Consider the following 12,113-nt stretch of genomic DNA (forward strand, 5'->3'; position numbering starts at 1 on the left):
TCATTCGGCCGCCTCGGCCGTATCGCCGGAGGCGCGCGAGAGGCGGACTGCGCAGAACTTGAATTCGGGGATTTTTCCGAACGGGTCGATGGCGTCGATCGTGAGGATGTTGGCGGCGGCCTCGCGGAAGTGGAATGCGATGAAGACGCTGCCGACGCCGACGTTCGTGGTCGGGCGGGCGACGAGCTCGATCGAGCCGCGGCGCGAGGTGACGCGGACGCGTTCGCCCGGACGAACGCCGAGCCGCGCGAGGTCCTCGGGGTGGACCTCGACGAAGGCCTCGGGGGCGATGGCGTCGAGCGCGTAGGAGCGCCGGGTCATCGTGCCCGTGTGCCAGTGTTCGAGCAGGCGGCCCGTGTTGAGGACGAAGGGGTATTCGGCGTCGGGCGTCTCGCGGGCCGGCGTGTATTCACAAGGGACGAGCTTTCCGCGGCCGTCGGGGGTGGGGAAGCCGTCGTCGAAGAGGATCTGCACGCCGTCCTTGGCCGAGCGATCCGGCGAGGGCCAGAGGCGGCCGGCCTTTCCGAGGATGTCGTAATCGAGGTTCTGGTAGGCGTCCGTGAGCGAGGTGAACTCGTCGAAGATGTCAGAGACGCGGGTATAGGGCATCGGATACCCCATGCGGTTCGAGATCTCGCAGACGATCTGCCAATCGAGCCGCGCCTCGCCCGGCGGTTTCAGGGCGGGGCGGCCGATCTGGACGCGGCGATCGGTGTTCGTGTAGGTGCCGAGTTTTTCGAGGTAACTCGAAGCCGGCAGGATCACGTCGGCGAACTCGGCCGTCTCCGTGAGGAAGATGTCCTGCACGACGAGGAAATCGAGCTTCGCCAGGGCTTTTTTGACCTTGTTGACGTTGGGATCCGAGAGGAACGGGTTCTCGCCCATACAATACAGGGCCTTGAGCTTGCCTTCGAGCGCGGCCGTCGTGATTTCGGTGACGGTGAGGCCGGGCTTCGGATCGAGCGGGACGCCCCAGGCTTGCTCGAATTTGGCGCGGATGGCCGGGTCGGCGACGCGCTGGTAATCGGGGTACATCATGGGGATGAGGCCGGCGTCGCTCGCGCCCTGGACGTTGTTTTGCCCGCGCAAGGGGTGCAGGCCCGTGCCGGGGCGGCCGACGTTGCCCGTGACGAGGCATAACGAGATGAGGCAACGCGCGTTGTCCGTGCCGTGCGTGTGCTGGGAGATGCCCATGCCCCAGAACGTGATCGCCGCCCGCGCAGAGCCGTAGGCCCGTGCGATCTCGCGGATGAGGTCCGGCGCGACGCCGCAGATCTCGCTCGCGACCTCGGGGCTGTAGCGCGCCACGGTCTCCCGCAGGGCCTCGAAGCCGGTCGTGTGTCGTTCGACGTAATCGGCGCGGTACAGGCCCTCGGCGAGGAGGACGTGGAGGACGCCATTGTAGAAGGCGACGTCCGTGCCAGGGCGGATGCGGGCGTAACGCCAGGCGTACTGGGCGACGTCGGGGCGGCGCGGGTCGACGACGATGAGCTTCGTGCCGCGCGCCGCGGCTTGTTTGAAGAAGGACGAGGCGACGGGGTGGTTCGCCGTGGTATTCGTGCCCGCGAGGAGCGCGACGTCGGCCTCGGCGATGCCAGCGAACGTGTTCGTGACCGCGCCCGAGCCAATCGTCTCGAGCAGCGCCGCGACGCTCGACGCATGGCAAAGCCGCGTGCAATGGTCGACGTTGTTCGTGCCGAAGGCGGCGCGCACGAGCTTCTGGAAGACGTACGCCTCCTCGATCGAGCATTTCGCCGAGCCAAACCCGGCCATCGCGGCGGGGCCGTGGGTATCCCGCGCCTCGCGGAGGCGGGTCGCCACGACGTCGAGCGCTTCGTCCCAGCTCGCCTCGCGGAATGCGGGGAGGACGTCCTCGTACCGGACGAGGTGCCCTTTTCGGCGTCCGCCGCGCGCCTCCTGTGCGCTGGGCGATGCGTCCGAGAGCGGGCCTTTCGGATAACGCACGCGGAGGAGGGGTTTCTGGAGCCGCTGCGGGTGCATGGCGTAATCGTAGCCATAACGGCCCTTCACGCAGAGCCGCTCGTGGTTCGCCTCGCCGTCGCGGCCGTCGACGTACACGATGCGGTTCGTCTGCTCGTCGACGTTGTACGTGAGCGCGCAGCCGACGCCGCAATAAGGACAAACGCTGTCGACCTGCTTCAAATGCACGCGCGGCGCGAGCGGGGCGCTGACGGGCTTGTTGACGAGCGCGCCCGTGGGACAAACGGCCATGCATTCGCCGCACGAGACACACGTGCTCTCGCCCATCGGCCGATCGAGGTCGAAGCCGATCCGCGCGCCATACCCCTTGCCCGTCCGGCCGATGACGTCGTTGTGCTGGATGTCGTCGCAGCCGCGGACGCACCGATCGCAGAGGATGCAGGCGTCGTGATTCACGGCAATGACCTTCGACGATCTGTCCTCGCCACGGGCATGGCCATGGGGCAGGCGGCTGCCATCGGCGCCATAACGGTGGGCGAGCGCATGAAGCTCATTGCCCCCGGTGGTGCTCTCCTTGGGGCAAACCTCGGGTTGGTCGCTCATCAGGAGCTCGAGCAGGACCTTGCGCTGACGCTCGACCCGCGGCGAGGCGGTCGCGACCTTCATGTTCGGCTCACAAGGCCGCACGCACGAAGCCGCGAGCGTCCGGCCGCCGACGTCGACGACGCAGAGCCGACAGACGCCGACGGGGTTGAGGCGTTCGTCGTGGCAGAGGACCGGGATGTTGATGCCGAGGGCCTTCGCCGCCTGCCAGATCGTCGTGCCCTCGGGGACGGTGACGCTCGTGCCGTCGATCGTGAGCGTGACGGTGCGCGGGGACGTGGCTATGTCCGGTGCCGCGGGCGCTTGCATACGGCGGATTGTGGCACGAGGAGGGCCGGACAGAAGCCGGGGAATGCATCGGCTCGGCGCGTCAAAGGCGCGCAGGCCGCGTCATGCAGGGGCGAGCGGACGGACGGCCGCTGTCATTCGCAGCCCATTCCGTCGGGGGCGGGCAGGCCGCAGGTCGAGAGCCAGTCGAGCAGGAGTTGTTTGTCGGCCTCGGGGATCGTGGCCATGAGGGGCATGAAGCCGCTCTCGACGACCTCGGCCATACGCACGAAACGGGGCTTCGTGGTCACGCCGTGGAGAAGCCGCGTGTCCTCGTACGTGAGCAGCGAGTAAGGCGCGCCCGAGAGCGGCGGTGATTGGTGACAGCCGTGGCAGTGCGTCTGGAGGACGGCAAAGACGTCGCAGGGGAAATCGCCGGTGGCCGGTGTGTCGTCGCAGGTCGGGCCCGCGTCGCCGCCGCCGCCGCCGCCCGCGCCGCTCGTCGGCAGGGGAGGGATCGGGGGGCTGCCCGGCGGGACACATTGCCCGCCGAGGCAACCTTCTTCGAGATCCGCGGTGCACGCGAAGCCGAGGGCAGCGAGGAGAGAGAACAAGGCGATCGGCGCGAGGCGACGGAAAAGGAGAGGCATTGCGGGAGAATAGCGCAACCGGGCGGGCGTGGCGTGGCGGCTCTCTCGGGGAAACAGCGCGAGCCCCGCGAACGGCGCGGGGCCCGGGAGAGGCGTGGACCTCGCGCGAGGGCGAGGTCCGTCTCTCTCACTTGCAGGTGTCGGACATCGCGATCGTGTGCGGGCAATGCGTCGCCGCGGCCGTCTCGTCGCTCGCCGCCACCGTGAGGTGGTAGAGGCGGCACTCGGTCGTATTGCCGGCCGTGAAGTTCGCCGCGTTGTACGTCATGTTCGCGGCCGTCCAGCCCATGCACGACGTCATGCATTCGCCTTCCTGCGGCCACTGGGTCGGGCAGGTCTCCACCGCGAGCGAACAGAAAGCCTGGCAGAGCGAGCCGCACGTCGCGCCGCCGCTCGGACCGCCGTGCTGGCAGTGCGTCGCCGGATCCCCCGTCGCCGCGCTCGTGTGATAGACGCGACACTGCATCGTGTTGCCGGCCGCGTCGCCGTCTTTGCCGTCGGCCGGGAGGCCCGTGCAGCTCCCCATGCAGCTCGCCTTATCGGCATACTGCTGATTTTCACCCGTGCAGTTCGCCGCGATGTCCGTGCAGTATTTGTCGCAGTCGACCGCAGCGCTGCCGCCCGAGCCGCCCGAGCCACCCATGCCGCCCGTGCCGCCCGTGCCGCCGGACGCACCCGAGCCGCCCGAACCGCCCGAACCGCCGCTGTTCTCATCGCCGCAACCCGTCGTCGCGATGAGAGAGGTGGAAGCGAGCAAAGCACCCAGGAAAACAAGTCCATGTTTGGTCATGTAAAGCACTCTCTCCGTTTTCCGACCAGAACGTCAACCCTCGGGCGTTCCCCGTGCGAAATTCGCTCGCAAAGGGGATCACGCCCAGGGCGAGAGGGGTCGGAGTCCATGCATACGCGCGGCGTCGCGCAGCGGTTCCATGGTTCGATGTCCGCGATTCGCGCGGGAATCTCTGGCGGCAGTGATTTTGCTCACGCTCCCCGCGAGCCGGGATTTCCTGCCCCCGCCGCGCCATAAGGTGGATACCGGACGCTGCGTCGATTCCGGGGACGGTCTCTTTTCATACGAATCAGGAGCAGTCGGTAGAATGTGAAAAGAATGGAGCCCGCCCCGAAGGGAGGCTCCAATCCGACGCGGGCGCGGCGACTGCGCACTGGCTTTACCGTGTCCGCGCCGCACACCGGGGGCCGGTCCACGCGCTCCCGAAATGCAGTCGCCGAAGGCCGCATGGCAAGAGCTGCTCGCCCGACCGCTCTGCCGACCGTCCAGGGCTTCCGTTTTTCGTCCCGGTTGACCTGCCGACGACCATGGCGGAGCCCCGGCGTCTGGTCCGGCGATTGCTCGTGTTCCTGTGACATGTCGACGCGACCCTCGCCCAGAAACGTTCTCGCCACGAAGAGCGAAGGCATGAGCGACGCGGCGCCCGTCTCGTCGAACCGGGGCAGCGGCATCCGTCGCGCCGTCATGCCCGAGCCCCTGCCCCCGCCGAGCGACGCGCTCGCCGCAGCGCTGACGTTCCTCGAGGGTGTGGCCTCGCGGCGGATGTGCCGGGAGGAGCTGCGCTCCTGGATCGACCGGAACCTCGTGCAGCCGGGTTACATGGCCCGTCCCTGGCGGATTCAGGAGCCGCTGTTCGGCGCGTTGCCCGCCGACAAGCACTGCAGCGCGTTCCTGCCTGAGATCCCGCCGACGGACGAGACGGCCGCGATCCTGGTCCGCACGCGCGCGCGTGTGGTCGGCCACCTGCGCGGGCTGCTCCAGTCCCCGGTCGACGACCGCTTCCTCTCGGCCGCGATCTTCGCCGGCCGCGTCCGCAGGGTCGTCGTGGGCGATACGATGCAATGGGTGCCGCGCCCCCGGAGCCACGACATCCTGAGTGACATCGTGACGAGCCTGTTCGTCTCGGACATCCTCGGCCGGCGGGAGTTTTACGCGCAAAACCTGTGCATCTGCGACACGTGTGGCCGCGTGCGCTTCGACCCGGAGCCGCCGCAGCGCACCAAGTGCTTCTTCTGCTAGAGCATCGAGGCCCTGTCCGCCCCTGACGTTCCTCGCCCGCGAACAAGGCGTTGCCAAGCGCGCTTCTTCATGGGTGAAGTAGGGGCATGATTGATCTGCGCTCGGATACCGTGACGCGGCCCACCGCCGCGATGCGGGAGGCCATGGCCCGGGCCGAGGTGGGCGACGACGTCTACGGGGAGGACCCGACGGTCGCGCGCCTGGAGAAGCTCACCGCCGAGATCACCGGCAAAGCGGCGGCGTTGTTCGTGCCGAGCGGGACGATGAGCAACCAGATCGCCTTGCTCTGTCACACGCAGCGCGGCGACGAGGTGATCATCGGCGAAGGCGCGCACTGCGCGTTCTACGAGTCGGGCGCGGGCGCGGCCTGGTCCGGGGTGCAGTTCGAGGTCGCCGGGCGCGGAGGGTTGTTCGGGCCGGACGAGCTGAAGGCGGTCATCAAGCCGCCGGCCGACTACCACCCGCGGACGCGGGTCGTGGCGCTGGAGAACACGCACAACCGGGCGGGCGGTCGGGTGTTCCCGCAGCGCGACGTGCTCGCGATCGGCGAGGTCGCGCGGGCACACGGGCTCGCGATGCATCTCGACGGCGCGCGTGTGTGGAACGCCTCGGTCGCATCGGGACTCTCGGTCGCGGAGCTGTGCGCGCCGTTCGAGACCGTGAGTGTTTGCTTCTCAAAGGGTCTCGGCGCGCCGGTGGGATCGGCGATCTGCGGCGACGCGGCGACGATCGTACGGGCGCGTAGGTTCCGGAAGATGCTCGGCGGTGGCATGCGGCAGGTCGGCGTGCTCGCGGCGGGTGCCCTGTACGCGGTCGAGCATCACCGCGCGCGGCTCGCGGAAGATCACGCCGCGGCGCGCGTGATCGGCGCGGCGATCCGCGAGGTGTCCGGGGCGAGCGTGCCCGAGGTCGAGACAAACCTCGTGCAGGTGGATCTGCCCGTGGCGGCCGACGAGCTCGTCGCGGCCGCGCGCGCACGTGGCGTGCTCGTTGGTGCTTCGGGCGCGCGGCGCGTGCGCGTGGTGACGCACCTCGATCTTCCGGCCGCGCGCGTCGCCGAGGCCGCGGCCGCGCTCGCGGAGGCGACGCGTGAGGTCGTGACGCGAAAGGCGACGCCCGCGTGAGCACGAGGCGCGTCGCCGGGTTCGTCCTCGCGTGGTGGCTCGTGGGGTGCGGGCCGAGCCTCGGCGACGCGTACGAGCGCTCGTTTGCCGCGGGGCAGCGGGCGTATCACGCGGGGCGCTACGAGGAGGCCGCGAAGAGCTACGACGAGGCTGCGCGCGTCGCCGAGCGCGTGAAGGATCGCGACGAGGCCCTCTTCCTCGTGGCGCGCATGCACGAGCGGCGCGGCGCGCACGCCGAGGCGAAGGTCGCGCTCCAGAAGCTCGCCGAGACCTCGCCCGACGGGCCACGCGCGGGCCGCGCCGCGTTCGAGCTGGCCGATCTCGAGATCGAGCACGGCGACGCGGAGCGCGGCTACGGGATGCTCTTCGACGCGACGGCGAAGCACACGAAGCACGGCCTCGCGCGCAGAGCCGTGAAGCGGATCGTGGAGCACGAGCGCGAGCGCGGCGGCGACGAGGCGGTGCTCGTGTGGGCGAAGGGGCCAGCGCGGGTCCTGCGGAACACGGACCTCGAAGAGAATGTCGACTACGAAGCGGCGCTCGCGCTCGAGCGGCTCGGGCGGCTCGCAGAGGCCCGCGACGCGCTCGTCGCGCTCTCGATCGCGCACCCGTACCCGTTCGGGACGCTGACGGACGACGCGCTCTGGCACGCGTCGCTGATCGAGGAGCAGCTCGGGCGCCACGAAGCGGCGATCACGCACCTGCGCACGCTGCTGGCGGCGCGCGAGTCGTCGCACCTCACGGGCAGCTACGAGCGCCCGCGGTACTCACCGGCGCAGATGCGCATCGCGGTGCTCTACCGCGATCGGCTGCACGATCATCCCGCCGCGCGCCGCGAGCTGCACAAGCTCTACGCCGGTCATCCGACGTCGGACCTGCGTGACGACGCGCTTTGGGCCGAGGCGCGCCTCGCGCACGAGGACGGCGCCAAGGACGAGGCTTGCGACCTCGTCACGCGTTTGCGCAAGGATTTTTCCGACTCGCGGTACGCGCGCTGCGCGCACCTCGTCTGCGACGAGATCAGGCCCGCGCCGAACGAAAAGCCGTGCGCGGGCTACATCGAGCGAGAGGTGAGCGGACGGAAGGACGAGGATCCTGTGGATCCCGCGGCCGACTGACGACGCGCGTCAGTCTTCGTCGTCGCCCTCTTCCTCGAGTTCCTCGTCCTCTTCGTCGTCGAGGTCGTCGTCGTCGTCGTCGACGTCGTCGTCGTCCTCGACTTCTTCCTCGTCCTCTTCTTCACGCTGCTCGTACTTGAGATCGATGCCCATCTCGCCGAGCTGCGTTTCGAGGAGCTCGAAGAGCTCGTCGACGTCGTCGCCGCTCCACTCGTCGAGGACGTCGGTCAAGAATTCGAAGAAGTCGCCGCTGTCGAGCCGTCGCTCGATTTCTTCGACCTGCTCCTCGCTGAACGCCTCGAGGACGTCCTCGCGCAGGGCCTCCGTATCGCCTTCGTCGATCGCGTCCGCAGCGGAGAGGCGGATCTGCTTAACCGCACGCTTGTCGAGGTGGATCTCCATGAGCGTGGCTCCGTTTAGGCGACCAACCATGGCGACGTCAAGCGCGCCGATGATCGGCGAAAAGGTTTTCGAGACGTTGGCGCAGGCGCGCGCTGCGTCAAGGCACGAGCTCCCGGAGACCTTCGTGACCAGGCCCCACCCGCCCCCTGGCGTCGGGCCGCACCTTCCGCGGCCTTGCCCGGAGCGGAAAGGGGAGGGGACGAGACGCCCCGCCCGCGTCCCGCGAAAGGCACGCGCGCGGCGGGTTGCGGGCTCGGGCCCAGGCGCGTAGCGTGAGCGCCGGTGAGCGCGCGACGGCCCTTCGGTCTGCTCCTTTGCGCCTCTCTGCTCGCCGCCTCCGGACCGGCGCGTGGTGAGCCGAGCGCCTCCCTGCCTCCGGCCAACGCGCCTCTGCGTGTCCTCGGAGGCGTCCGTCCACCGCCGCTGCACGTCGAGTACATCCAATACGGCGTGGCCATCGTGGCCGAGACGAACCTCGACGCGGGCGCGGTCTGCGCGCCCCAAGGTGGAAGGGCCGCGCCGTGCATCCTGGGCGGAGCCGGCGGCCTCGCAATCCGCGGCGGGTATCGATCCGCTGGACCCTGGTACATCGGCGGGGCCTACCAGTTCGCGAAGATGGACTCGAGCAATCTGTACCGGCTCGGGATCTTCCAGCAGCTCCGCTTCGAGATGCGCTACCTGCCGGACTTCGGTACCCGCGCCGCGCCCTACGCGTCCTGGGGCATCGGCGCGCTCGCCTATGGAAACGAGTGGGGCGTCGAGACGGGCGGCGGGCTGCTCTTCGGGGGCCTCGGCGTCGAAATCGAGCTTTCGCGGGTGGCGATCCTGGGCTTCGGGCTGGTGTACCGCCCGATGCTCATCGCCGGATGGACCGACACGGCGGGGGCCGTCCGGGCCACGGGTGTAGCGCACTTTTTGGGCGCCGAGTTCCAGTTCGAGCTCCGCAGCGAGATCGGGCGCAGGTAGGTCGGAGCGGCCCGCGGGGCGCCCTTTTCGTGTCGAACTTGCGCTCGGGCACTTGACTCGAAAGCGCCTCCGCGGTCCTCTCGCGCTGTGATCTGCGACGTCTGCGGTCGTGAAAACGCCGACAACCTGACGTTTTGCCTGGATTGCGGCAGGCGCCTCCGGACCCAGGGGCGCGGCGTGCCGCCCACACCGCCCCACGGCATCGAGCGTGTCGAGCGCGCCGCCGTCACCGAGGTCCGAAGCACGGACGACGCGCCGAGCTCCACGCCCGCGATCGCCTCGAACCCCGCTCCCTCGGCGAACTCGACATCCGGCAGCCCGACGTCCGGCAGTCCGACGTCCGGCAGTCCGACATCCGGCAGCCCGACGTCCGGCGGCTCGGCTTCGTCGCCAAAACCCTCGGCGCCGCGCTCTCGGCCCGAGGCCCCCGCGCTCCAGTTCACCGTCTCGTTTGGCGCCGATGCGATCACGACCTGTCCGAGCTGTCGCTCCTCGAACCCGCCGGGGTACCGCTTCTGCGTGACGTGTGGCGCTTCGCTCGGTCGTCCCGCGGCCGCTTCGAACGAAGCCGCCGTCGTACGTCGCGCGCCGGAGTCCGAGCTCGAGCCCGAGCTGCTCGCCGCGCCTGTGGCCGCGCCGCCTCCTTCACCTCTGCCGACGGAGCCTCCCGCGGCGGCTCCCGTCCCCGCGCCGATCACGCAGACCCCGGCGGCCCGGCCGGTGTTTCCGCGCTCGGTGGTCGCGCCGAACCCGGAGAGCGCGCCGACCACGAGCCCCGACGACACGGGGGACAAGATCATCGGCGCGCCCGTCGTCGGGATCGCGACGGCCCGGACCGGCCCTCCGCGGCTCGTCCGTTGTGCGCGTTGCCACGGTCATTCCGCCGAGGGCATGCGCTTCTGCAAGTACTGCGGCGCGCCACTCGACGAGGGGGAGAAGGCCGCCCGCGCGGAGGCCGAGCCCACGTTCGTCGAGCCCGTGACCGCGGGGCGCAGGGACGAGCGGCTCGTGTCCACGTTCGTCGCCCCTGTGCCCGTCGCGCCTTCGGTCACGCCGAGCGGGCGCCTGCAGACCGGCCGGCTCGTCGTGATCGTGGAGGATGGCAGCGAAGGCAAGTCGTTTCCGCTCGTGGATCGCCAGGTCGACGTCGGCCGGTCCGAGGGGGACATCCTCCTGTCGGACGATCTGTACGTCTCCCCGCGGCATGCGCGCCTCTTGCCCCAGGGGGGGCAGTGGATCCTCCGGAATCTGCATTCCACGAACGGGGTCTACCGGCGCATCCGGGAACCGCACGCCCTGAAAGACGGCGACTTGCTCCTCCTGGGCCTCGAAGTGTTACAGTTCGAAACCGTGAACGACGCGGAGCGAGGGCTCGGGCATGCAACCCAGCATGGGACCCTGTTGTTCGGGTCTCCCTCGACCCCGCGGCGCGCACGGCTCTGTCAGCGGACGGTCGAGGGTGTGACCCGCGACGTGTACCATCTGTTCCGGGACGAAACGGTGATCGGTCGAGAGGTGGGAGACATCGTTTTCACGGCCGATCCGTTCCTGTCGAGGCGGCACGCCGTCCTGCGCAGGAGCCCGATGAGCGGGGAGTTCACGATCGCGGATCTGGATTCTTCCAACGGCACCTACGTCGCGATCCGCGCGGACGTCACCCTCGACAACGGCGACTACCTACGCATCGGCCAGCACCTGTTCCGGGTGGACCTCTCGTAGTGAGCCCATGAGCGAACAAGCCTCCCGAGAGACGCAGCCCGACTCGAACCGCACCGCGGACAGCGCCGAGGGTCTGCCCAGCGAGCGCAAGCCGAAGAAGTCCGCTCCGATCAAGCTGCGCTTGTTCGGTCGAACGGACGTGGGGCAGGTGCGCGAGCACAACGAGGACAACTTCATCGTCGCGGACCTGACGAAGGCGAGCCGCGGCTTGATGGAGACCGACCGGAACCAGCTCGTCGGCGAGCGAGGCGTGCTGCTCGGCGTTTGCGACGGCATGGGCGGCGCGGCCGCCGGCGAGGTCGCAAGCCAGCTCGCGGTCGACATCATCTTCCAGAAGATGATCTCGGGCGAGCCGCCGAAGGATCACGACGAGATCGCGGCGAGGCTCGTGCATTCGATCGAGTCGGCGGGCCTGCGCATCTTCAGCGAGGCGAAGCTCGATCGCACGCGGCGCGGGATGGGCACGACGTCCACCGTGTCGGCGCTCGTCGACGATCACCTCTTCATCGGCCAGGTCGGCGACAGCCGCGCGTACATCCTGCGCGGCGACAGGCTCGTGCAGGTGACGCGCGATCAGTCGCTCGTGAACCAGCTCATCGAGGCCGGTCAGCTCACCGAGGAGGAGGCCGAGACCTTCGAGCACAACAACATCATCCTGCAGGCGCTCGGCACCTCGGACAGCGTGCAGGTGGACCTCACGTTCGTCGAGCTCAAGCGCGGCGACACGCTCCTGCTCTGCTCGGACGGCCTCTCGGGCATGGTGCGCAACGAGGAGATCCGCGAGGTCCTGCGCACGATCGATGATCCGCTCGAGGTGTGTAAGACCCTCACCGATCGCGCAAACCAAGCGGGCGGTCACGACAACATCACGGTCGTCGTGTCGAAGTTCGAAGGCGAGGCGCTGCCCGAGCCGACGGAAGAGGACATCGCAGGGCTGCGCTACCGCAAGTACCAGCTCCCCGAGCCCATGCCGCCGAGCTCGCTCACGGCCCCCGATCCGAGCCGCCGTGTCAAGGAGCTCGATCAGCCGAAGATTTCGGTGCCGCTCACGCCGCTGCCCTCATCGACCTCGTCCGAAGGGCACCGCCGCGAGAGCGACTCCGAGCGGCGGGAAGACGCCTCCAAGGACGGAGAGGGTCCATCTTCGTACGGGCCGCGTTCGCACGGCCCAGACGATCCGATCCACATCCCGACCGACGGCGCGCCGCAGTGGCTCATCGTGATGATGATCGCGAGTGCGCTCGCGTGTATCACGATCGCCGGCTACTACCTGCTCAAGCCCTAGCGTTCGCCC

The 12,113-nt window shown here is 69.2% G+C and carries 10 protein-coding genes; 6 read left to right on the plus strand and 4 right to left on the minus strand.

What is annotated here, in order from left to right:
* The 3 genes from fdhF to POL67_RS12285 all read right to left on the minus strand — a co-directional run bounded on the left by fdhF (position 1) and on the right by POL67_RS12285 (position 4,251).
* Complete coding sequence (gene fdhF / locus POL67_RS12275) at positions 1–2,853, minus strand: formate dehydrogenase subunit alpha (protein WP_271917464.1); 2,853 nt, start codon at positions 2,851–2,853, stop codon at positions 1–3.
* Between the two features lie 113 nt (positions 2,854–2,966).
* Entirely contained in the window at positions 2,967–3,461 is a 495-nt protein-coding gene (locus tag POL67_RS12280) for a hypothetical protein (RefSeq protein ID WP_271917465.1), read from the minus strand.
* A 127-nt stretch (positions 3,462–3,588) separates the two neighbouring features.
* Positions 3,589–4,251 carry a hypothetical protein gene (locus POL67_RS12285; protein WP_271917466.1) on the minus strand — a complete coding sequence of 221 codons (663 nt, stop codon included), beginning with the start codon at positions 4,249–4,251 and terminating at the stop codon, positions 3,589–3,591.
* A 627-nt stretch (positions 4,252–4,878) separates the two neighbouring features.
* Between POL67_RS12285 and POL67_RS12290 the strand changes: the two genes are divergently transcribed.
* From POL67_RS12290 to POL67_RS12300, 3 genes are all read left to right on the plus strand, one after another.
* The gene (locus POL67_RS12290) at positions 4,879–5,490 is read left to right on the plus strand and encodes a hypothetical protein (protein WP_271917467.1); all 612 of its coding nucleotides are present in this window, start codon (positions 4,879–4,881) and stop codon (positions 5,488–5,490) included.
* An 86-nt stretch (positions 5,491–5,576) separates the two neighbouring features.
* Positions 5,577–6,614, plus strand: coding sequence for a low-specificity L-threonine aldolase (gene ltaE, locus POL67_RS12295; protein ID WP_271917468.1), 1,038 nt, complete (start codon positions 5,577–5,579; stop codon positions 6,612–6,614).
* The gene (locus POL67_RS12300) at positions 6,611–7,732 is read left to right on the plus strand and encodes a tetratricopeptide repeat protein (RefSeq protein WP_271917469.1); all 1,122 of its coding nucleotides are present in this window, start codon (positions 6,611–6,613) and stop codon (positions 7,730–7,732) included. Before ltaE ends, POL67_RS12300 begins: the two co-directional genes overlap by 4 nt.
* A 9-nt stretch (positions 7,733–7,741) precedes the next feature.
* Here the strand turns inward: POL67_RS12300 and POL67_RS12305 are convergent, their stop codons facing one another.
* Entirely contained in the window at positions 7,742–8,134 is a 393-nt protein-coding gene (locus POL67_RS12305; protein ID WP_271917470.1) for a hypothetical protein, read from the minus strand.
* Positions 8,135–8,416: 282 nt separating this feature from the next.
* Here POL67_RS12305 and POL67_RS12310 point away from each other — a divergent pair, with 282 nt between their 5' ends.
* The 3 genes from POL67_RS12310 to POL67_RS12320 all read left to right on the plus strand — a co-directional run bounded on the left by POL67_RS12310 (position 8,417) and on the right by POL67_RS12320 (position 12,104).
* On the plus strand, positions 8,417–9,100 hold the full coding sequence (locus POL67_RS12310) for a hypothetical protein (RefSeq protein ID WP_271917471.1): 684 nt from the start codon (positions 8,417–8,419) through the stop codon (positions 9,098–9,100).
* Positions 9,101–9,187: 87 nt separating this feature from the next.
* Positions 9,188–10,819 (plus strand): double zinc ribbon and FHA domain-containing protein, encoded by a 1,632-nt coding sequence (locus POL67_RS53550; RefSeq protein WP_271917472.1) that lies wholly within the window; start codon positions 9,188–9,190, stop codon positions 10,817–10,819.
* A 7-nt stretch (positions 10,820–10,826) separates the two neighbouring features.
* The gene (locus tag POL67_RS12320; RefSeq protein ID WP_271917474.1) at positions 10,827–12,104 is read left to right on the plus strand and encodes a Stp1/IreP family PP2C-type Ser/Thr phosphatase; all 1,278 of its coding nucleotides are present in this window, start codon (positions 10,827–10,829) and stop codon (positions 12,102–12,104) included.
* The last annotated feature ends 9 nt before the right edge of the window (positions 12,105–12,113 follow it).

It is taken from the genome of Polyangium mundeleinium, assembly GCF_028369105.1.
In the GTDB taxonomy this organism is placed as follows: Bacteria; Myxococcota_A; Polyangia; order Polyangiales; family Polyangiaceae; genus Polyangium; species Polyangium mundeleinium.

Excerpts from the sequence above, each read along its gene's own strand:
- fdhF (WP_271917464.1), bottom strand. The coding sequence starts at position 2,853 with ATGCAAGCGCCCGCGGCACCGGACATAGCCACGTCCCCGCGCACCGTC.
- POL67_RS12280 (WP_271917465.1), bottom strand. The coding sequence starts at position 3,461 with ATGCCTCTCCTTTTCCGTCGCCTCGCGCCGATCGCCTTGTTCTCTCTC.
- POL67_RS12285 (WP_271917466.1), bottom strand. The coding sequence starts at position 4,251 with ATGACCAAACATGGACTTGTTTTCCTGGGTGCTTTGCTCGCTTCCACC.
- POL67_RS12290 (WP_271917467.1), top strand. The coding sequence starts at position 4,879 with ATGAGCGACGCGGCGCCCGTCTCGTCGAACCGGGGCAGCGGCATCCGT.
- ltaE (WP_271917468.1), top strand. The coding sequence starts at position 5,577 with ATGATTGATCTGCGCTCGGATACCGTGACGCGGCCCACCGCCGCGATG.
- POL67_RS12305 (WP_271917470.1), bottom strand. The coding sequence starts at position 8,134 with ATGGAGATCCACCTCGACAAGCGTGCGGTTAAGCAGATCCGCCTCTCC.
- POL67_RS12320 (WP_271917474.1), top strand. The coding sequence starts at position 10,827 with ATGAGCGAACAAGCCTCCCGAGAGACGCAGCCCGACTCGAACCGCACC.